General features: G+C 40.2%; 22 protein-coding genes. 11 read left to right on the forward strand and 11 right to left on the reverse strand.

The features are described 5' to 3' along the window. Together KIT27_00005 and KIT27_00010 are read left to right on the forward strand one after the other, a co-directional pair. Positions 1-269, forward strand: a 269-nt coding sequence (locus KIT27_00005; protein ID MCW5588021.1) for a hypothetical protein, incomplete at its 5' end; no start/stop codon positions are given. Then, positions 263-1060 (forward strand): TatD family hydrolase, encoded by a 798-nt coding sequence (locus tag KIT27_00010; GenBank protein ID MCW5588022.1) that lies wholly within the window; start codon positions 263-265, stop codon positions 1058-1060. The genes KIT27_00005 and KIT27_00010, both read left to right, overlap by 7 nt. Before the next feature lie 43 nt (positions 1061-1103). Here the strand turns inward: KIT27_00010 and KIT27_00015 are convergent, their stop codons facing one another. From KIT27_00015 to KIT27_00030, 4 genes are all read right to left on the reverse strand, one after another. After that, the gene (locus tag KIT27_00015; protein ID MCW5588023.1) at positions 1104-1892 is read right to left on the reverse strand and encodes a MetQ/NlpA family ABC transporter substrate-binding protein; all 789 of its coding nucleotides are present in this window, start codon (positions 1890-1892) and stop codon (positions 1104-1106) included. 9 nt (positions 1893-1901) lie between these two features. Next, positions 1902-2558: an ABC transporter permease gene (locus tag KIT27_00020; GenBank protein ID MCW5588024.1), complete on the reverse strand. Its 657-nt coding sequence runs from the start codon at positions 2556-2558 to the stop codon at positions 1902-1904. Then, positions 2548-3570 carry an ATP-binding cassette domain-containing protein gene (locus tag KIT27_00025; protein ID MCW5588025.1) on the reverse strand — a complete coding sequence of 341 codons (1023 nt, stop codon included), beginning with the start codon at positions 3568-3570 and terminating at the stop codon, positions 2548-2550. Before KIT27_00025 ends, KIT27_00020 begins: the two co-directional genes overlap by 11 nt. Before the next feature lie 235 nt (positions 3571-3805). Then, a complete protein-coding gene (locus KIT27_00030; protein MCW5588026.1) occupies positions 3806-4030 on the reverse strand; it encodes a hypothetical protein in 225 nt (74 codons plus the stop codon). Positions 4031-4334: 304 nt separating this feature from the next. On the opposite strand from KIT27_00030, the gene msbA reads away from it, so the two are divergent. Next, complete coding sequence (gene msbA / locus KIT27_00035; protein ID MCW5588027.1) at positions 4335-6101, forward strand: lipid A export permease/ATP-binding protein MsbA; 1767 nt, start codon at positions 4335-4337, stop codon at positions 6099-6101. Further along, entirely contained in the window at positions 6095-7099 is a 1005-nt protein-coding gene (locus tag KIT27_00040) for a tetraacyldisaccharide 4'-kinase (protein MCW5588028.1), read from the forward strand. The genes msbA and KIT27_00040 overlap by 7 nt, the downstream gene beginning before the upstream one ends. On the opposite strand, the gene KIT27_00045 is transcribed toward KIT27_00040, so the two are convergent. Next, the gene (locus tag KIT27_00045) at positions 7079-9274 is read right to left on the reverse strand and encodes a GGDEF domain-containing response regulator (protein MCW5588029.1); all 2196 of its coding nucleotides are present in this window, start codon (positions 9272-9274) and stop codon (positions 7079-7081) included. The genes KIT27_00040 and KIT27_00045 overlap by 21 nt on opposite strands. Before the next feature lie 285 nt (positions 9275-9559). On the opposite strand from KIT27_00045, the gene KIT27_00050 reads away from it, so the two are divergent. Then, positions 9560-10747 (forward strand): EAL domain-containing protein, encoded by a 1188-nt coding sequence (locus KIT27_00050; protein ID MCW5588030.1) that lies wholly within the window; start codon positions 9560-9562, stop codon positions 10745-10747. On the opposite strand, the gene KIT27_00055 is transcribed toward KIT27_00050, so the two are convergent. Both KIT27_00055 and gloB read right to left on the reverse strand, forming a co-directional pair. Further along, entirely contained in the window at positions 10744-12150 is a 1407-nt protein-coding gene (locus tag KIT27_00055; GenBank protein ID MCW5588031.1) for a LysM peptidoglycan-binding domain-containing protein, read from the reverse strand. The genes KIT27_00050 and KIT27_00055 overlap by 4 nt on opposite strands. Before the next feature lie 198 nt (positions 12151-12348). Beyond that, positions 12349-13116 carry a hydroxyacylglutathione hydrolase gene (gene gloB, locus KIT27_00060; GenBank protein ID MCW5588032.1) on the reverse strand — a complete coding sequence of 256 codons (768 nt, stop codon included), beginning with the start codon at positions 13114-13116 and terminating at the stop codon, positions 12349-12351. 58 nt (positions 13117-13174) lie between these two features. Between gloB and KIT27_00065 the strand changes: the two genes are divergently transcribed. The 5 genes from KIT27_00065 (at position 13175) to KIT27_00085 (ending at position 17218) form a co-directional block, all read left to right on the forward strand. After that, complete coding sequence (locus tag KIT27_00065) at positions 13175-13936, forward strand: class I SAM-dependent methyltransferase (GenBank protein ID MCW5588033.1); 762 nt, start codon at positions 13175-13177, stop codon at positions 13934-13936. Further along, positions 13929-14372: a ribonuclease HI gene (rnhA, locus tag KIT27_00070; GenBank protein ID MCW5588034.1), complete on the forward strand. Its 444-nt coding sequence runs from the start codon at positions 13929-13931 to the stop codon at positions 14370-14372. Before KIT27_00065 ends, rnhA begins: the two co-directional genes overlap by 8 nt. An 8-nt stretch (positions 14373-14380) precedes the next feature. Next, positions 14381-15091 carry a DNA polymerase III subunit epsilon gene (dnaQ, locus tag KIT27_00075; protein MCW5588035.1) on the forward strand — a complete coding sequence of 237 codons (711 nt, stop codon included), beginning with the start codon at positions 14381-14383 and terminating at the stop codon, positions 15089-15091. Between the two features lie 117 nt (positions 15092-15208). After that, on the forward strand, positions 15209-16405 hold the full coding sequence (gene nhaA / locus KIT27_00080; protein ID MCW5588036.1) for a Na+/H+ antiporter NhaA: 1197 nt from the start codon (positions 15209-15211) through the stop codon (positions 16403-16405). Positions 16406-16423: 18 nt separating this feature from the next. Beyond that, positions 16424-17218: a DUF1189 family protein gene (locus tag KIT27_00085; GenBank protein ID MCW5588037.1), complete on the forward strand. Its 795-nt coding sequence runs from the start codon at positions 16424-16426 to the stop codon at positions 17216-17218. 173 nt (positions 17219-17391) lie between these two features. On the opposite strand, the gene KIT27_00090 is transcribed toward KIT27_00085, so the two are convergent. From KIT27_00090 to minC, 4 genes are all read right to left on the reverse strand, one after another. Then, a complete protein-coding gene (locus tag KIT27_00090) occupies positions 17392-18213 on the reverse strand; it encodes a mechanosensitive ion channel family protein (GenBank protein MCW5588038.1) in 822 nt (273 codons plus the stop codon). Between the two features lie 5 nt (positions 18214-18218). Then, complete coding sequence (gene minE, locus KIT27_00095; GenBank protein MCW5588039.1) at positions 18219-18512, reverse strand: cell division topological specificity factor MinE; 294 nt, start codon at positions 18510-18512, stop codon at positions 18219-18221. Continuing rightward, on the reverse strand, positions 18509-19336 hold the full coding sequence (minD, locus tag KIT27_00100; GenBank protein ID MCW5588040.1) for a septum site-determining protein MinD: 828 nt from the start codon (positions 19334-19336) through the stop codon (positions 18509-18511). The genes minE and minD overlap by 4 nt, the downstream gene beginning before the upstream one ends. Before the next feature lie 82 nt (positions 19337-19418). Beyond that, entirely contained in the window at positions 19419-20147 is a 729-nt protein-coding gene (gene minC, locus KIT27_00105; protein MCW5588041.1) for a septum site-determining protein MinC, read from the reverse strand. Positions 20148-20246: 99 nt separating this feature from the next. Here minC and KIT27_00110 point away from each other — a divergent pair, with 99 nt between their 5' ends. Then, positions 20247-21917 carry an AMP-binding protein gene (locus KIT27_00110; protein ID MCW5588042.1) on the forward strand — a complete coding sequence of 557 codons (1671 nt, stop codon included), beginning with the start codon at positions 20247-20249 and terminating at the stop codon, positions 21915-21917. Positions 21918-21929 lie beyond the last annotated feature (12 nt).

The raw sequence follows: 21929 nt of genomic DNA on the forward strand, positions 1-21929 counted from the left end.
ATAACTCGGTAAACGATTTTTATAATCTTTCTGTAGTTGGATATTCAGGTTCTCACTCGACTGCGATAAAATACGTCAGGAGCACTCAAACATGGAAATTTTTTGACCCTGAGTTTATTGAAATTGAGTTTACTACTAAAAAAGACTGTCGAGATTTTGTCGTGGAACATTTCAAACAACACTATGGCAATTTTACCGCGATCATGATTGATATTTTTGATAGGATAGATATATTGCATCAACCTCATTTAGGAAATAACAAGTGCTAGTCGATTCTCATTGTCATTTAAATTGTTTGGATTTAAGCAATCATCAAAACGATTTACAACGTGCTTTGGCATTTGCGCGGGAGCAAGATGTGGGGCATTTTTTGTGTGTGGCAATTGATTTGGAACATATTCCTGAAATTATTCATTTAGCGGAACACCATCCAGATATTACCGCATCAGTGGGTTTACATCCCAATGAAACGCCTGCAGTTGAACCCACCTATGACGAGCTATTGACTCTAGCACAGCACCCGCGAGTGATTGCCATTGGTGAAACAGGACTTGATTATTATCGGAGTGCTGAAGAAAATTTAATGATTCAACGGCAGCGTTTTCGCACCCATATTCAAGTGGCAAAAGCGATTCGCAAGCCTCTTATTATTCATATGCGCGACGCCAGCGCCGATACCTTGGCTATTTTACGCGAAGAAAATGCCCAGGAAATTGGCGGGGTAATGCATTGTTTTACCGAAAGCTTAGCCGTGGCGGAAGCGGCGATGGATTTAAATTTTTATATTTCATTTTCAGGGATTGTGACCTTTAAAAATGCCCAAGCACTACAAGCTACCGCCACAGCACTTCCATTAGATCGAATTTTAATCGAAACCGACGCGCCCTATTTAGCGCCGAATCCCTTGCGTGGCAAATCCAATGAACCTGCTTATTTGCACCATACAGCAAAATTTTTAGCAAACTTACATCACGTGAGTTATGTAGATTTCGCCAACATCACTACCGAAAATTTTAAGCGCTTATTTAGCGGGGTGGATCTATCATCGAATATCAGGTAAATCAGGTACTACCGGCTATGCCGGTAGTACCTGATTTCAACAGTTATTTCCAGCCAGGAATTGCGCCATCGCCAAATAATTCTTTGGCTTTAGCAAGCACGGCTGCTGAATGCAGTGCAGAAACTAATTCTTGATATTTTTTATTGTGACGATCTTGGGTGCGCACGACGACGATATTAACATAGGGTGAGGTACTATCTTCAGTTAACAATGCCGAAGTTGGGTGCAAACCGGCGGGAATGGCATAGTTCGTGTTAATCACGGCGAGAGCAACATCGGGTAATACTCGCGGTAATTGAGCGGCATCAATTTCTTTAAAATTTAATTGATGTGGATTTTGGCTGATATCGACGACAGTGGCATTTACACCACTGTTTGGTTTTAAGGTAATTAAGTGAGCTTTTTCGAGTAAGAGCAAAGCGCGTGCTTCGTTGCTCGGATCGTTTGGAATGGCAACTTCAGCACGTTGAGCCAGATCAGCAAGCGTTGTTATTTTTTGCGAATAAATACCCATGGGGTAAAGAAATGTTTTCCCTACCACACTCAATGAATAGCCTTGTTGTTTAATCGCTTGTTGTAGATAAGGAATATGTTGAAACATATTGGCATCAATGCTGCCGTCCGCAAGAGCGGCATTAGGCATGGTGTAATCGCTAAATTGTACAATTTTGACATTTAATCCATATTCTTTCTCAGCTACTTTCGCCGCAACTTCCATTAATTGCGTTTCAGGACCCGCAATAGTGCCCACTTTAATTTCATTGGCAGACGGCTGTTTTGAACATCCGGCTAAAAAAATAAACCCAAACAAGATTACAATTATGTTACGCATGTAAATTCCTTAATGACTAATTTTATGGCGCAAATGATTTGCCCATCGTTCGCCGAGAAATTGAATTAGTTGCACTAACATAATCAAAATAATAATGGTGATCAACATGATTTTCATATTAAATCGTTGATAACCATAGTTAATCGCAACTTCTCCTAAACCGCCACCGCCAATGGCGCCCGCCATGGCTGAATAACCAATTAATGCCACAATCACCACGGTCATGCCATCAATGATAGCGGGTAATGCTTCGGGCAATAAAAAATAGCGAATGACTTGCCAGTGGTTGGCACCTAACGCCATACCCGTCTCGTGTAAACCGCGAGGGACTTCATAAATTGCGGTTTCAATAATTCGAGCAATAAAAGGAATCGCCCCTACACTTAATGGCACAATCGCAGCGAGCGTACCAATGGATGTTCCGGTGAGTAAACGCGTCAAAGGTGTGATGGCGACTAATAAAATAATAAACGGAATAGACCGCGTGGCATTAATAATAATCGCTAATACTTGATGTAAAATGCGTTGCTCACAGATACCATTTTTGTGAGTAATGGCGAGGATAATTCCGAGTGGTATCCCAAAAAGCATACCGATAATGCTGGAGACGCCCACCATATAAATCGTTTGCCAAGTTGCAAGGATGAGTAATTGATTAAGCGACATAACCTAATAACTCCACTTTGACTTGCTGTTGTTGAAAAAATTCTAAATAGGGTTGTAAATTTTCTTGAAATTCAGAAAGCGCAATGACCATGTGCCCAATACTTTCCTGGCCGACTGTGTCGATGTTTGCCAGTAAAATTGTGACGTGGCTATTAAATGATTGAACAAATTGACTAATAATCGGTTCGCGCGCACTGGTTTTGGTGAATAAGAGTTGTAATACCGGTTTTCCGCTGGCCATAGGCTGAGTTTGTATTTGAGTTTTAAGTGCTTTAGGTAAATGTAAACGAATAAATTCTTTTGCATAATCACTTTTAGGATCAACAAAAAAATCTACAGTGTTTTGCGCCTCAATCAATGTGCCTTGTTTTAATAGGGCAACGCGATGACAAATTTGTTTAATGATATCCAATTCATGCGTAATTAAAATAATAGTTAAATTTAATTCTTGATTAATTTTTTGCAACAATTCCAAAATGGATCGTGTGGTTTTAGGATCGAGTGCCGAAGTGGCTTCATCGCATAATAATACTTTGGGATCGTTAGCGAGCGCACGCGCAATTGCCACCCGCTGTTGTTGGCCACCACTTAATTGCGCCGGATAAGATAACGCTTTTTCACTTAAGCCAACTAACTCTAGTAAGGCATTGACTTTTTTGTGGATGAAAAGTTTGGATTGATGATTGAGTTGTAAGGGTAGGGCGATATTTTGAAAAACAGTGCGTGAATGTAATAAATTAAATTGTTGAAAAATCATCCCGATTTGCTGGCGTGTTTTTCGCAGTTCGGCAGGTGAAAGTAATAAAATATTACGGTCATCAAAATAAATTGCACCTGCGGTGGGTTGCTCTAGTAAATTGAGGCAATGAATCAGTGTGCTTTTACCCGCACCACTTTTTCCAATAATGCCAAATATTTCACCGGCCTCGATGGTTAAGTTAATATTGTTTAAGGCTGTAAATTCTTGATTAGCACGACGATACACTTTCGACAGTTGTTCAACGCGGATCATGAAATATAATTATCCTCTTTAGCAGTATTTATAAGAGCCTGTTGAAAATCTCCAATCTTGGTCATAAACTGCAGATTTTCTGTGCTCCGGTGCTCATTTACTGACGTGTAAACGGCGCTCCGGTGCTCAACAATCGACAGTTTCTGACTCAAGCTTGGAGACTTTGAACTGGCTCTAAGCGCCCGCAAGCTGATGCTCAAATCGGCGCGATTACGTTCATTGGGTATTCGTGAACTTACGCAGCTTGTGCGAGTTCTAAACATTTCCACACTTTATTCCAAAAATCACGGCGTTTTTTGGATTCTGTTGGGCTGTAGAAAGAAAGACCATGTAATTCTTGACAGCAAGATAAACACAATTGATAAGGAGCTTCTTGATTATTAATGACTTTAATACCAGTGACTGAAAATTTTTCGACAGTATGATTGCACAGGGTGCAAGTTTTTTTGGTTGAGGCCATGTGAGCGTGTCCTTTTTTCAATTAAATTTAACTAAAGTTGGTTTGTGAAAGATAAACCAACTGTAATCTCCTAAAAGAGTGACAAAGATTGACTATATGCTGTACCAGAGATATCCCAGACAGGCGTAGGATATTAACCTATTTAGAGTGTAATGTCAAATGTCAAGTAGTGACCAGACATATCGATAAAAATGATTCAGGCAGCACCCTAAACGTGCATTATGACGCAAATTCAGGTACATTATGCCACTTTAACGAAAGATTGAATTCGAGATTACACCCCGTGCCAGAAAAAAAGCCAAGATTGTTAACTACTCATGTTTATTCGCGTTTATTAAATTATTCTCGTTATTATTGGTGGGCATTGTTACTTGGAATTGCCGGTACTATTGCTTATTCTTCTATCGATGCCAGCATGACCTATTTTTTAAAACCTGCTTTAGATAAAGGTTTTATTGCACGTGATAACGAGTTTATCAATAAAATTCCCTTGATTCTGATTGGTGTTTTTTTATTGCGGAGTTGTGCTGGATTTCTTTCTTCGTATTTCATTGCCTTCGTAGGCCGTTCGGTGGTCATGCGCTTTCGCCAACATTTATTTAGCCATCTAATGAAATTACCAGCACGCTTTTTCGATGGCAAAACTACTGGTGCGATTTTATCGATTATCGTCTATAACGTCGAGCATGTAGCAGAAGCCAGTACCGATGCCTTAATTATTCTTGTGCGTGAAAGTGTGTTTGTTGCAGGGTTGGTAACCGTGATGTTAGTCGTGAGCTGGCAACTCACGTTGTTATTTATTTTGGCAGCACCCGTTATCGGCTTAATTGTGCGCTACAGTAGTCGTAAAACGCGTAAACAAAGTCATCTGGAACAAGATTTAATGGGGGATATCACTCATGTGGCCGAAGAAGGCGTAGGTGGGTATCGCATTATTCGCACCTTTGGTGGTGAAGACTATGAAATTAATAAATTTAATGAAACGGCACTGCAAAATCGTCATCGCCAAATGAAAATAACTTTAATAAATGGTTTGACCAGTCCCCTAGTGCAATTAGTGGCAGGTATGGTAATTGTGGCAGCCATTACCTTAGCCGCCCATGATTTATCGGGCGTTACTCCGGGCGGATTTGCTTCGGTACTTGTCGCCATGCTCGCTATTTTAAAACCGTTAAAAAATTTAACGACGGTAAATAATACGATTCAACGGGGATTAGCCGCCGCAGAAAGTTTATTTACGTTACTCGATGAACCTATTGAAAAAAATCTTGGCACACATCAGGTCGCTCGAGTTGAAGGTGAGATTGAGTTTCGTGAAGTAAGTTTTAGTTATGATGAGAGTAAAACAATTTTAGATAAAATTAATTTACAGATTAAACCTGGTGAAACTGTGGCGCTGGTGGGCAAATCGGGTAGTGGAAAATCAACGTTAGTCAGCTTACTGCCGCGGTTTTATGATTATGAACAGGGCTTAATTACTCTAGATGGCCAAGATATTCGAGAATTTGAATTGACAAATCTGCGCAAACAATTTGCCCTGGTGTCGCAACATGTCGTTTTATTTAACGATACGATTGCGCATAATATTGCCTATGGAAAATTTAACGAAGTAAGCGAAGCTGAAATTATTGCAGCCGCCAAAGCGGCCTACGCGTGGGATTTCATTCAAGAATTACCTCAGGGATTACATACGCGTATTGGTGATAAGGGTCTGTTACTTTCAGGTGGGCAACGTCAACGTTTAGCCATTGCGCGGGCAATTTTAAAAAATGCACCGATTTTAATTTTAGACGAAGCCACCTCCGCATTAGATACGGAATCCGAATTACACATTCAAGCCGCGCTACAAAATTTAATGCGCGATCGCACAACGTTGGTCATCGCTCACAGGCTTTCTACCATTGAAAATGCCGATAAAATTATTGTGCTCGATAAAGGACGCTTAGTTGAACAAGGCAATCATCAAAGTTTATTAGCCTTAAATCAAGTTTATGCGCATTTATACCATTTACAATTTAAACATCATCATTCAGAAGAAAATGTTTCTGCATCTGAGGCTATGATATGCTAGCAGAAGCGTGGTACCAAAATCGATGGTGGTTATTTTTTCTGTTACCATTTTCCCTACTTTTTTTTCTGATCATAACAATGCGTCGCTTGTGTTATCGCTATGGTATTTTTAAACAACATCAATTTCCTGTTCCTGTGATTGTTATTGGCAATATTACTGTCGGTGGTACGGGTAAAACGCCGTTAGTGTATTATTTAGCAAAATTATTACTAAGACACGGCTACAAACCGGGCATCGTGATGCGCGGTTATAAAAATAATTCAAAAAATGATTTTTATTGTGTCACATCACTCTCCAAAGTTGAAGAGGTTGGAGACGAAGCATTTTTATTACAACGCAATTTAAATATACCTATCGTGATTGCTAAAAAACGCGTGCAGGCGGCACAGTATTTAATTGATAATAGTGAATGTGATGTGATTTTAAGCGATGATGGTTTACAACATTACGCATTAGCACGTGATATGGAAATTGCTTTAATCGATGGCCAGCGTTTACTGGGTAATCGCTTATTATTACCAGCAGGACCCTTGCGCGAGTCATGGCGGCGTTTACAAGAATGTGATTTTCGTATTTGTAACGGAGGTGAGCAACCCAACTGTTATAAAATGACGTTAATGCCACATTATTATCATAACGTTAATGATAAAAATGTGACGGTAGATGTGGGCTTTTTTTATCATAAACTGGTGCATGCCGTCGCTGGCATTGGTAACCCACAACGTTTTTTTACTACCTTAACCCAACAAGGGCTGCAATGTATTGAGCATGCCTACCCCGATCATTATTCATTTTCAGCTCACGATATTAATTTTGGTAGCGATGATTTAGTCATCATGACAGAAAAAGATGCAGTAAAATGCACAGAATTTTCTGACCATCGACATTGGTATTTGCGAGTAGAAGCAGAAATGTCTGACGATTTTGATCTTCGATTTTTAAATTTAGTAGCAGAAATTGTTTTGAAAAAACGTCAATTATTTTTGTCGCAGGCGTAAAGCATTGGCAGAGTGTTGGGTCGTGCTATTGAATAACTCCTCAAGCGTGAGGGGTTTACATAAAAAGTCTCCATAAGCAAACGTACAATGATGATCTTTTAAAAAAATTAATTGTTCCTGATTTTGCACTTTCTCAGCTATTGATTGCATTTCCATATTATTGGCAATATTAATGATGGTTTTAGCCATCGCCGCATCGCTTAGAGAAATATGAGCATTGCGCAAATAAGTTTGATCGACCACTAAGGCATCGACGGGTTTGTGTTTTAATAAATTTAAATTAGTCATGCCCGTACCAAATTCCGTAAAACACAAATGCACGCCCAGTGCTTTGAGTTGTTGTAATGAAACAAGAAAATCTTTGTTTTGATGATTCATGAGAGATTCTGGAATTTGCAAGGAAATGATAGCTGAATTGATATGCCCCTCCCTGATAAATTGTATTAAACTTTCTCGTGCTGCCTGATCTTGAAAATGCCGTAAAGAAATTTTAATGTATAACTTATGCGGTAAACTATTATGACGAGCTAATTCATGATGCGCTTTTTGAATGGTATTAAATACCCACTGCGTAATTTCAATAATTAAATTTGATTTTTCCGCCACTGCTAAAAATTCAGTGACATTGACAATGTGATAAGTAGGATGATTCCACTGAATTTCTGTTTGTAAGCCCACAATATCCATGGTTTGCAAATTAAAAACAGGTTGATAGCATAAGTAAAACTCATTTTGCTGAAATCCACGAATTAAATCGCGTTCAATTTCAATCCGCCGTTTATGCTGTTGATTTAATTCTTCGTTAAAATAATAAATTTCGCCATTATTTTGTTTGGCATAATACATGGCGAGCACGGCATTTTTATGAAAATCCATCACAGAATGATTATCTGCGGGATAACAAGCAATTCCTATACTTGCAGTCAGTTGAATTTTTTCAGTACCAAGATTGAGTGGTTGGCGAATAATGTCTAAGAGTCGCCGTGCCACTAAACTCGCATCATAATAATCGGCAATTTCACTTAAAATAACCGCAAATTCACCCATGCCGAGAGTGTTTAAACGCGCAATATAATCGTGAGAGCGCAAGTTTTCTTTAAAACGTAATACAATATCGCAAATAATTTTATTGCGATTTTCCTCACCAAATTGTTCCGTGATGGCATCGAGTTCATGTAAATCAAATAACAAGAGTGCCATGTAACGACTGTGGCGTGCGGCATGAGCAATAGCACGCTCTAAAGTGGATTTAAAAAGTACGTGATTAGGTAATCCCGTTATCGGATCGGTTTGTCCTACTTGAGGCGGCTCCTGAACGTGGCTTGCTGTTAATTGCTGGGCGAGTTGATTTAAATCTCGTTCGGTTTGCACGGGTTGTTTTAACGGTGGTTTAATGCTGGGCGAAACGGACGAAGAGGGCGCAGATGAAGTTGTTGGACGTTGATAGGGAGAGTTTGGATAGGATGAGCCAGCAGTATACGCAGGTTTTTGATAAGCAGAAGCCGTGGTAGCCGGCGCAGTTGAAGCCGGTTTGATCTGTAACTCGATTTCATCAATAGCAATCGGATCATTGCTTGCGACAGGTTCGCTTCCAAGTGAAATAGTTTCTTCGGTTTGTTCGCTTTCAAGAGGCTGGTCTTCCTCCTCTATTAGAACTTCAGGTTTATCGGGTGATACGGCCTCAGTTTTTACCGTATTTTCTGCTATGCTATCGACAGGATCATCATCCATTTGCTCAAGCCCAATAATGCGAGTTTGTTTTTTACGCTCTTCTTCCGGTAGGGCAATATTTTTAATGGCCTCACTAATAGCGCGGTGCAAAGTCGTTGCAGAAATTTTAGTTTTGACAATGCAATGCATGACACCTTTAGCTAAGGCTTGATGCGCCGCTTCTTTTTGAGTGGGTTCGGCGAGCATAATAATGGGGACACCCGGTTTAGGGTGTTGTTTATTGAATAAATCAATTAATTGCAAACCATCTAAATCGAATAAGCAGAAATCCAATAAAATGCAAGCAGGTTGATTATTTTTACTAATACTCAGTGCTTCCTTACCAGAGTCGGTAAGAAATACTTCAAATTCATTGGGGTACTTGTTTTCTAACAACTCTTGCCAATATTCACGCTCTTTTTGCAGTCCACCAACGATAATTAATTTTGTTGTTGCTCCACTCATTCACAAATGACTCGCCATTGATCCCGGATGCTATTTGCCTACCTAACGTATTTCTAGGAAAAATAATGTAACGCTCCACTTTCAGCATAGCAAATATCCATTGATTTTCCAGCGTTTGTCCGCTGTCGCGCTGGATTATCAGTTAATGAGCAATTTAGGCCAAAGGTGGCAATTTGCCTTATAGCAACTATACTGAAATCACCAATCACTACCAAGAGTGATAAAAATAATAACAAATCTAAGAAAAGAGCAAATGGGTAATACGTCAAAGCGGAGTCAACAATTATGGAAAGTTCAATACGGGTCTTACTGATTATTCAGCACTATAGCGAACTCGAATTTTATCAACAACTACTCATCCAAAATTTTACTCAGGATTATGAATTGGCAGCCGTCAATACTTTCAATGAGGCTTATAAAAGTTTAAATTCTTTTTCACCTCAAGTTGTCATTATTGATCATGCAAATTTAAATGCCGAAAATGGTGAAGCATTTAAACAATTTGAGTTATTTAATAGTGATCAAAATATGGTTTATATCGGTTTATTGGAAACTCCAACAACAGCGAAAAATGATAATTATTATTTATTAAAAACAGAAATTACAGCCGATAAATTACAACACACCATTATGCGTGCGCTCGCCCAACAATCGAGTGACTCACCATCCATTCACTATTTTTCAGAAAAACTCACTCCAAGAGAAACACAATTTATTAATGCGATTCATTTTTTAGAGCATGCTTTAGATAATAATGAATTACATTTGCTCTATCAACCTTTACTCCAAATTAGCACGGGAAAAATTCACGCTATTGAAGCGTCTCTCAATTGGAATTATCAGCCAATGGCGGCTCAAGGCTATCAAAAAATTGCTTCATTAATCGAAAGTTGTGGTTTGTCGGTTACATTAGGTACGCGAATTTTTCAATATTATGCTCAGGAAAAAAAAGCTCTTAATCCCTTACCAGTCGTATTTTCGGTATCTGCGCGGCAATTAGAAGAAGAAAATTTTTGTGAATCGATGATGAAAACGGTTGGCGATTTAAATCAAGTTATTTTAAAAATACCCGAATCGATTTTGCTTGAGCCTATTCCTTTTTATCAAGATATTTTGTGCGAATGTGCTGAGGTTGGAATGAAAATTTGCGTTAGCGCCATTGATAATAAGCGCAATAATTTTCACTATTTTAGCGAATATCCTCTGCATTATGTTGAAGTCGCGGTTAACGATATTCTACCCAATAAAACCTTGCGTATTAATGAACTGGGACGACGCTTAAAAAATTATGCCACATCTCATTCGATGCAAATCATTGCCAACGGCGTGGAAGTCGATGCGCAATTACGGGTGTTGTATGAACTGGGTTGTCACTATGCTCAAGGAAATTTAATTGCTAAACCCATGACTTCACGCTTATTGCAGCAATATTTAACAGGCAATCTAAGCAGCGTTAAAATTAATAAGGCCTAGTTCATGCGAATTTTTTGCCCAGGATTGAGTGAACTAAAATCTTGTAAATGATTTAATGCTTTTAAGGTGGCTAATGGCACGTTCGTTTTTTCGGCGATGCCGCTTAAGGTGTCGCCACTTTCCACAATATAATATTGGGTTAAATTATGCGTCAGAGATTTTACCACGGGATGAGTTTTTATCAGCAGCTTTTCACCGATTTTTATCACGCTTTTAGCCGATAAATGATTCCAATCACGCAACTCAGCAATGCTAATATGATTTTTTCTGGCAATACTTGCTAAAGTATCGCCTTTGGTCACGATATGAGTGGTCGTGGTCTTTTCATTGGGCTCAGCGCTGGCAGCTGGAGCAAGATCGGCTGTTATCGTTAAACTTGAGGGAATGGTAAGCGTTTGCCCGACATGAATGTTGCCATGACTTAAATGATTCGATTTTTCAAGCGTGGATACCGCAATATGATAATGATTAGCAATTTGTTTTAAACTCTCACCGTGTTTGACCACGTGATGCATGTTCGAGTGATGATTATAATATGCTAAATTGCGTTGAAATCGATCCACCAAGTTAATGGGTATTAAGAGTTTAAATGAGCCGCGCATGCCGGTCATGAAACGATTGTAGCCAGGATTTAATTCGTATAAATCTTCTAAGCTCATCCCTGCAAGTTCGGCAATTTTATTTAGTTGCATGGGTTTATCGACGGTAACCGCTGTAAAATAGGGAGTTGCTGCGATGTAGGGTAAATGAAATCCGTACCAATTCGGATGACGAACAATAGCGATTAACGCCAGGAGGCTTGGGACATAGGATCGCGTTTCTTCGGGCAGTGGAATATTCCAAAAATTGGCTGCATAACCTTGGCGGAGATTATATTGTAGTGCATTAAGCACCGTGCCCTCGCCAGAGTCGTACGCAGCAATCGCGAGCAACCAATCGCGATTAAAAAATTGATTTAAATACGAGAGATAATTAACCGCCATTTTGGTTGAGCTGGTAATATCGCGACGACCATCAAACCAATAATCTTGTTTTATTCTGAAATTATTGGCCGTTTGTGGCATGATTTGCCAAAGTCCTGCGGCACCTACAGGTGAATAGGCAAAAGGATTATAGGCACTTTCAATCATCGGTAATAAACACAATTCCACGGGTAAATGGCGAGCACGCATTTCTTGATAAATATAAAATAAATAGGGACGAGCGCGATTGGTGACACGGGTAAAATATTTAGGATGCGCTTGATACCAACGAATTTGCGCGCGTACCGGAGCAGAATCACTGTAATCGTAGAGGATAAATTGTTCGCGTAAAATATTCCATAAATCAGGATAACGGTTGGGATCGGGTGAGTGATAGGTAAAAGGTTGAGTGGGTGGTTTTAATGAGGGGACATGAGTCATATGGGTTTCACCCAGAACTCGCATATAGGCGAACGCAGGATTATAAAAAAACAGCTTTAAACTCAGGAGAGTTAAGCTTGTTAAGATGATTAACCACCGCAGTTGCTGTTGAGAAATCCACTTCATTATCAATAATTCATTTACTGGCAAAGTCCATTCGAGCGATGGTACCCAACGTATTGCAGAGAAGCAAGTATTTTAAAACTGATCTTTTAATTGGCGCAGGACAGTAAAGGCCGTGAGTGGATGGTTAATCGCTCTAGGTTGATTGGCGTGTTGTGCAATTCGACGTTGCAATTCCGCTTCATCAACACGTAAGAATGGATTAGTACGTTTCTCACTTCGAAGTGTCACCGGCAAACTCGGCAAGTGCTGCGATAGCCGTGTTTCAACTTCTGCCAGTCGCTCGAGTAAGGCTGGGTGATTTGGCTCAAGGGTTAAGGCAAAGCGTAAATTATTCAATGTATATTCATGAGCGCAATAAACCCAGGTGTCATCTGGCAGTTGCGAGAGTCGTTGCAATGAAGAATAAAGTTGCTCTGCGGTGCCTTCGAATAATCGACCGCAGCCTATGCTAAACAAAGTATCACCGCAAAATAATCTGCCTTCGCCATAATATGCAAGGTGATCAAGCGTATGTCCCGGGATGGCTAACACCTCTGCGCTAAAAGGAAATTCGCTGAGGTTTACTCGATCTTCATCCGCCAGTGGATGATTCACTCCAGGAATAGACGCGGGTCCGAATATAGGTACTTCAAACTGTTCAGTTAATTTTTTCACGCCGCCAATGTGATCAGGATGATGGTGAGTAATTAGGATGGCACTTAAAGATAACTGCTGTTGATGTAGATACGCGAGAACAGCTTCGGCATCACCCGGGTCGACGACTATGCAATACCCTTGGTCATTTTGCAGAAGCCAGATATAATTATCAATGAATGCGCGGAGGGGGATTATGGTTATCATAATTATCTACCTTTATTAACTTTTTGAACAAATTGTAGCGAACTATGCTGGAGATTGCATGATCGAACATCAACAATTGCTGGAAAATTTGCGAGCCTGGTCATCCAGCACATTGGGAAAGTACGTTCATGCAGTAGAACAAACGCAGCTAAATCATTTATTACCCCGATTTTTCGGATATTATTTATTGCAAATTTCCTTGCAGGAAACCTGTTTTGATTTATCTGCAAGTCCTATTCGCGAACGAATTTTTCTCAATCAAGATAATTATCCACCACGTCAAGCGCCAACCTTGCGTGCTCTCGGCGGTGAATTACCCTTTAGAGACAACAGTATCGATGTGGTTATCTTACCGCATTTACTCGAACACATGGCGAAACCTGACGAAATATTACGAGAAGTCGAGCGAGTATTAATTCCAGAAGGCCATTTGATTATTTTTGGGTTTAATCCCTATAGTTTATGGGGACTCACCAAACTCTGGCGCGCCCACCAAGAGGAATTACCCTGGTCAAGTCGTTTTATTGCTCCAACCACGTTGCAAAATTGGTTAACGGCCTATGATTTTGATATTTTGCGTAAGGATTTTATGATATATCGCTTCCCGCAGCATGCCGATGCGCATTTTCCTCGGATGAATTTTATTGAAAAATTAGGCTATAAATATTGGCCGAGTTGTGGCGCGGTCTATTTATTATTTGCCAAGAAAAAAGTGTTAGCCATGAGACCCTTGCGTGTCGAATGGAAAAAACCACCCAAGCTCAAAGCAACCAGTGTGATAGAAACCTTGCAACAACATCAGGATATTCATTATGGCTAAAATTGAAATTTTTACCGATGGCGCTTGCCGCGGTAATCCAGGTCCTGGTGGTTGGGGCGTATTACTTCGCTATGGTGAACATGAAAAAATGTTAAAAGGTGCGGAATTACTCACCACTAATAACCGCATGGAATTAACGGCAGCCATTGAAGGCCTGCGCGCGTTAAACCGTGCCAGTCAAGCTATTCTCACCACCGATTCCCAATACGTTAAAAATGGTATCACGTTGTGGATTGCCAATTGGAAAAAAAATGCTTGGCGCACCAGTCAAAAAAAACCGGTGAAAAATGAGGATTTATGGCGTTTACTCGATCAACTCTCTCAGCAACATACCGTGGAATGGCAATGGGTAAAAGGTCATAGTGGTCATGCAGAAAACGAATTAGTAGATAGCTTAGCTAATCAAGCTATCGATGAATTATTAGCTCAAGGATAACATAGCGCATGAAACGTCAAATTGTCTTAGATACAGAAACAACAGGACTTGATCCTAAACTCGGTCATCGGATTATAGAAATCGGCTGCATTGAAATTGTCGATAGGCGTATCACCCGCAAAAGCTTTCATCATTATATCAATCCTGAACGTGATATCGATGCCGGGGCTTTAAACGTGCACGGCCTCTCGCGACAATTTTTGGCGGATAAACCTCGCTTCAACCAGATCGTGCAAGATTTTATTCACTTTATCGAAGGTGCTGAGTTAGTGATCCATAATGCCGCATTTGATGTGGGGTTTATCGATCATGAATTACAGTTATTAAACCAAGGTTATGGCAGTATTACGTCGCTCTGTCCCGTCATCGATACTTTAGTCTTAGCACGCAAACTTCATCCAGGGCAAAAAAATAGTTTGGATGCGCTATGCAAACGTTACGATATCGATAATTCTTCTCGTGATTGGCATGGCGCTTTATTAGACGCGCGATTATTAGCGGGTGTGTATTTAGCGATGACAGGCGGGCAAAGCCAATTATTTGCAGAATTGAATAGCGAAAGATCTCATGATTCTCATCAGCAAATTATTAGTAACGCCGATTCTCCTCGGGAAAATAGGCTAGTCATTCCAGCATCACGCGAAGAAGTGAGCGCACATCAACAATTTTTAACCTTCCTTCAGCAACATTCAGAGTCTGAAATTATATGGAAAAATTAAAATTCTTTTGTTACTGACTTGCTAATATTGGTCTTTGACTTCTTTCTTTTAGCATCTTGATTGATGAGTAGTATTGTATATAATCTTACATTGATGCAATTGCAGGCAGGGATAATTATGCCACTAAAAAGTATTCGCGAAGCGGTAAGCCGCTTTATTCGACTTGAATCCGCTGGTGGTATTTTATTATTTGTCATGGCGGTATTGGCCATTATCATCGAAAATTCTCCATGGAAATTATCCTACAATTTAATTCTTGAAACTCCTCTGGGGTTTAATCTCGGTTCATTCATTTTTACCAAATCTCTGCAACATTGGATTAATGATGGATTAATGGTGATTTTTTTTCTTTTAGTCGGTTTAGAAATTAAACGCGAATTCTTAATCGGTGAGTTAAGCACATTCAACAAAGCTATTCTACCTGGGATTGCCGCGGTGGGTGGTATGGTGGTACCTGCATTAATTTATACCGCATTAAATCACGATCATCCTGGTAATGCCATGCGAGGTTGGGCAATCCCCACGGCTACAGATATTGCCTTTGCGCTAGGTGTTTTATCGGTATTAGGCAAACGTATACCACCGTCGATCAAAATATTTTTAACCGCGCTGGCCATATTAGACGATTTGGGCGCGATTCTTATTATTGCTATTTTTTATACGGATAAAATTTATTTTTTAGCCTTAGGCATTGCTGCGATATGTTTATTAATTTTATTTCTACTCAATCGCTATCGCATCATGACACTCACGCCGTATCTTCTCGTGGGCATTATTCTCTGGATTGCCGTATTAAAATCTGGCGTGCATGCGACTTTAGCGGGTGTTGCGTTGGCGATGGCCATTCCCTTGCGAGATCCTCACGATCACGAAGTGTCACCGCTCGATAATTTGGAACATACCATTTTACCTTGGGTGGCATTTTTTATTATGCCCTTATTTGCGTTTGCTAATGCCGGAGTTTCACTGGCGGGCGTTCATGCCGAATCACTGCTGCACTCAATTTCACTCGGCATTACGCTAGGGCTATTTATTGGTAAACAAATCGGCGTGTTTGGTTTAAGTTGGTTGTTTATCAAACTCGGAATTGCGCAAAAACCTAAAAACGCCACGTTTTTACAACTCTATGGTGCGTCTTTATTGTGCGGTATTGGCTTTACCATGAGTTTATTTATCGGTGGGCTTGCGTTTGGAAATTATCAAGAATACATTACCTTAGTTCGAATTGGTGTCTTCTCAGGTTCGATTCTTTCTGGTGTGGTAGGTTATCTTATTTTATATTTTTTTAGTCGATCACGTCAGGCAATTCATTAACGCAAAGGACAAGTCGTGGTGAAAAAGTTTTCTTTACTACAAGCAATTATTTATTCCTTTTTTTCTCGAGCACTTTATTCCCAAGTAGGGCAAAAATGGATTGGTGCTGGATTTAAATATTTATTCCTACTAATTATGCTGTATTCTCTGCCCCTCACCCTTAAATGGCAGCTTGAGATTAATTATTTTGCCAAATTTATTTTTCCACCTATCCTCAAAGAACTGCCGCTGATTAAAATAGATCAAGGCAGCCTATCGATTGATAAAGCAGTTCCTTATACCATTTATCATCCGCTGACGCATTTACCTTATATTATTTTTGATACAGCTTCGGCATCCCTCGTTAAACCTTCTGATGCTAAATTTGTGGTGCACGCCCATCAATTGAGTCTGCGTTGGGATAATCTTGTGCACGAATATCGCTTTGATACTCAGCAATCGGCAACATTAACCCCGGAATTTTTCGCCATGAAAATGCGTGAACTTAAAACCTGGTTTAGTTTCATTGCCTACCCGCTGACGGTGATACTAGGCTTTAGCACGTATTTATTTGCCGTGATTATTTTAGCTCTGCTGGGGCTGATATTTGTTTCGTTAACGGATCGTCAACTCGATTATATTGCGTTATTACGTTTATCAGTCGTTGCGCTAACTCCCGCGTTATTGTTACATGCGATAATTAAACTGCTGGATATTCATTTTAGTCATCAGTTATTTGTCGGTGTGATTATTACCTTATGTTATTTATTTTTTGCTATTCTTGCGAATCCAAAGCGCGCACCGATAGCTGCAAATGATGAGGTGATTAGTTAGTTGTGGTTGAGTAACGATAGGTTCAACTTATTCTAGGGCGTGTTGACAATTCGCTATGCTGAGACGGCTTGTTGATTTTTGAGAACTAGCGCGCAGTTTACACGAAGTAAATGAGCAGCGGAGCACAAAAAATCAACGAGATACGGCCAGCAGAGTAGAATTGTCAACACGCCCTAGTTTTGTGGTTGATGTTGAATAATTTCAATGGTGCGATGAGGGTAGGGGATATCAATTTGATGTTCTTGCAATATCGATTTTAATTCAATTTGTAGACTTCGTTTCACATCACCGAGTTTGTCACTCATGCACCATACTGAAAAAAGTAATTCAATCCCTATCTCACCAAAATTAACAATCGCGATCGTAGGTGCTGGATTTTTTAAAATGAGAGCATTATTGCGAGCGGCTTCGTAACAATAGTCAAAAGCTTGATTCAGATCAGTTTTATAACTCACGCGCAATGGAATATCACAACGACGCGTGGGAAAATACGATAAATTAATAATTCCTGTTTTTAAAATTTGTTCATTCGCCAAACGAACCAAGGTATTGTCGGAGGTGCGTAGTTTAATGGATAATAAATCAATGGCGATGACTTCACCGGTTAAATTAGTCACGGTTATGGTATCACCAATTTTAAAAGGCTTTTCAATAATTAAAAAAATGCCAGAGATAATATTAGAAAATGCCGTTTGCGAAGCAAAACTCACTGCAATCGTTAACACGCCTGCTGCGCTTAAGAGTACACTCAGTTTAAACCCAATTTGTTGCAGCGCTGCAAAAATAAACAAGAATAAAATTAGATAAAAAGTTAAGCGCGTTGAGACCATAATCTGTTGCGCGCTGGCATGTTTTTTGAGTGCGTGCGCTACCCCACGACTCACAAATTTTGCAATGAACACTCCCACTATCAAGGTAATGATTGCAAAAAGATAAGGTTTAATTTGTTGCCAATTAAAAAACGAGGTAATGTGATGGGGCAAATCCGCTATCATGGCCGCTAATTAACCATGGATTCTTCTTCAAGAATCTCAGGTTTTTTTTCGGGTAATGCCACATTTAATTCCAGCACGGAAAAATCGCCACTTTTATCGAGTGAAATTTTTACCGCTTCAGGATCGATGTTAACGTATTTGCTGATCACTTGAATTAAATCTTGCTGTAACATTGGTAAGTAATCTGGCGAAGCGTTTGCCGAGCGATTTCCGCGCTCGTGGGAAATAATAATTTGCAAACGTTCTTTAGCCACGGACGCTGACGTTTTGCGACGACGAATGTATTGTAACCAACTCATGCGATTGTTTCCTCCTTTGAGCCGCCAAAGATGCGACCAATCAATCCCTTTTTACGTTTGCCATGCAAACGATGAGGAACGGTTTCACCTAAAAAGCGTGACACGGCATCGCTATAGGCATTTGCAGCATCGCTATCTTGATCAAGAATCACAGGAATGCCCGCATTAGATGCTTTTAATACGGCGGGTGATTCTGGAATGACGCCGAGTAAGGGAATGGCTAGAATGTCTTGCACATCTTTGATGCTGAGCATTTCGCCACGCTCGACGCGCTCGAGTGAATAGCGAGTGATTAATAAATGTTCCGTGATCGGATCTTGGTTTAATTCCGCACGACGTGATTTTGAACTGAGAATACCTAAAATTCGATCGGAATCGCGCACAGACGATACCTCAGGATTAGTGACTACAATTGCGCTATCAGCAAAATACAAGGCCATTAATGCGCCTTTTTCAATTCCCGCTGGTGAGTCACAGAGAATATAATCAAAATCATTTAATTCGTTTAGCACGCGTTCAACGCCTTCTTGAGTGAGGGAGTCTTTATCGCGAGTTTGCGATGCGGGGAGAATATAAAGATTCTCGACGCGTTTATCTTTGATGAGCGCTTGCTTGATATTCGCATCGCCATTGATGACATTGATTAAGTCGTAAACTACGCGGCGTTCACAACCCATGATTAAATCGAGGTTACGCAAGCCCACATCGAAATCGATGACGACGGTTTTAAAACCGCGTAAAGCCAGTCCGGTTGCAAATGCAGCGCTGCTTGTGGTTTTGCCAACGCCTCCTTTACCTGAAGTTACTACAATTATTTTAGCCAAGGTATATCCCTTCCATCTCCAAAAAAAATAACTCTACACCATTTTGTGATTTAACAAAAGAGGCTACACAAGATAAACTGGTTTATTCTATTCGGTTTACGTGTAAATGCTCATTCACCAATGAAATATCGATGCATTTATACTGTCCCTCGGTAATGATTGGCATATTTTCTTTTATTAAATACGTACCAGCAATCGCAATAAGTTCAGCATCGAGCATTTGGCAAAATATATGAGCCTGTGTATTACCGTGAACACCCGCAACGGCGCGTCCGCGTAAAGCACCATACACATGAATATTGCCTGCGGCAATGAGTTCAGCACCATGACTGACGGGAGCGATCACAATTAAATCACTATTTTTAGCATAAATTTGTTGGCCAGAACGCACCGGTTTGGTGACAATGAGTGTCTCTTGATAAGAATTAACAGATGCTGTTTCAGATTTTGCTGTGTCGGTGGTGAGTGAGATATCATTTTTAGACGATGGCATCACGGCTAAATGAGCGCGAATCGCTTCTTCATTAATTTCAGTGGTACCGCCACGGACACCAATCGGAAAGATATTACGTTCCAATAATACTTGTTTAAGCCAAGTAAAATTGATCGCGTCAGGAAAGCGATTAATTTTTTGTACGTCAATCACGACGGGCATACGGTAGAAAAACTTCGGCGTTTTTTCAATTAGGTGATCCAACTGTTGCAAAACAGCATTTTGATCTTTGTGAATGAGTTGTAACACCGTTAAGGTAAATAAACTGCCCTTTAATTGCAGTGCTTCAATCTGTGTGATGACGGCCGTATCGTTCATAATAATTCCCAACCTCTTAAAAAAGTGGATATATTCTAGCAAGTACCATAAACTTGCCCAATAGTTATTTTCTGTTTTTAGGTTAAGAAGGGGGCTTACGTGAAAAAACCGTGGTTAGAACACTATCCGCCAGGTGTTCCAGCAGAAATTGATCCTGATGCATATAATAATATCGATGATATTGTCCAACAGAGTTGTAAAAAATTTAAAAATGCAGCGGCTTTTTATAATTTGGGTCATGCTATTTCATACCAAGAATTAAATGAGCTAACAACGCAATTTGCGGCTTTTTTGCAAAAAAAATTAAATCTAGAAAAAGGTGATCGGATTGCCATCATGATGCCGAATATTTTGCAATATCCCATTGCAATGTTTGCGGCCTTGCGTTGCGGTTTAATCGTCGTCAATATCAATCCGTTGTATACTGCGCGCGAATTAAAATACCAACTAAGCGACTCGGGTGCGAAAGCGATTATCGTACTAGAAAATTTTGCCAAAGAATTGCAAATAGCATTACCGGATACCGAGGTTGAACATGTGATTATTACCAGCATGGGCGATCTATTTCCTCGGCTAAAACGTCACGTGATCAACTTTGTCGTCCGCGCCATTAAAAAAATGGTACCCCATTATCATTTACCAGAAGCCATTCCTTTTCGTCAAGCCATGACACAAGGAAAATCATTGCAGTTTGATAAAGTAAATATTCACAATACCGATATTGCTTTTTTACAATATACCGGTGGTACAACAGGCGTTGCCAAAGGCGCTATTTTAACTCACCGCAATATGGTGTCAAACATGTTGCAAGCCACGGCTTGGATTAAACCGATTGCTCATGAAGGCAAAGAAATTATTATCACGGCTTTACCGCTGTATCATATTTTTTCGCTACTCGCCAATTGCTTAACCTTTATGAATTTAGGCGCAATGAATGTGTTAATCACCAATCCTCGCGATATTCCAGGTTTTGTGAAGCAACTTAGCAAGTTAAAATTTACCGCGATCACGGGCGTAAATACCTTATTTAATGCCTTGCTCAACAATACGGAATTTTGTCATTTAGATTTTAGTCATTTGCATTTAACCTTAGGCGGCGGGATGGCAGTGCAAGAAGTGGTGGCCAATCGTTGGCAAACCATTACCGGAAAACCTTTATTAGAAGCGTATGGGTTAACCGAAACCTCACCTGCGGTGTGTATTAATCCGCTCAATCTAGCGTCTTATAATGGCAGCGTGGGTTTGCCGGTGCCCTCAACTGAGGTCATGATCCGTTCACGTACGGGTGAAAGTGCGTCACTGAATAAACCGGGGGAATTATGTGTCAAAGGGCCACAAGTCACCCAAGGTTATTGGAATATGCCCGCTGAAACGCATAAAATTTTTACCGAAGACGGTTGGTTGTTAACCGGTGATATCGCGACGATGGATGAAAAAGGCTTTATTTATATTGTCGATCGTAAAAAAGATATGATTTTAGTCTCAGGATTTAACGTATATCCTAACGAAGTGGAAGAAGTCATTGCTAGTCATGAACAAGTATTGGAGGTGGCCGTCGTGGGTGCGCCTTGTCCTTCAACTGGAGAGCAAGTGAAAGCCTTTGTGGTGCGTAAAGATCCCAGTCTCGATGAAGCAGCCTTAATTAAATTTTGTCGTGAACGCTTAACCGCCTACAAAGTTCCTAAGGTCATTGAATTTCGCGATGATTTGCCTAAATCAAATGTGGGTAAAATTTTAAGACGGGAATTGCGGGATGAGGATGCGGCGTAACAGCCTCTTCAA

It is taken from the genome of Legionellales bacterium (assembly GCA_026125385.1).
Classification (GTDB): domain Bacteria; phylum Pseudomonadota; class Gammaproteobacteria; order JAHCLG01; family JAHCLG01; genus JAHCLG01.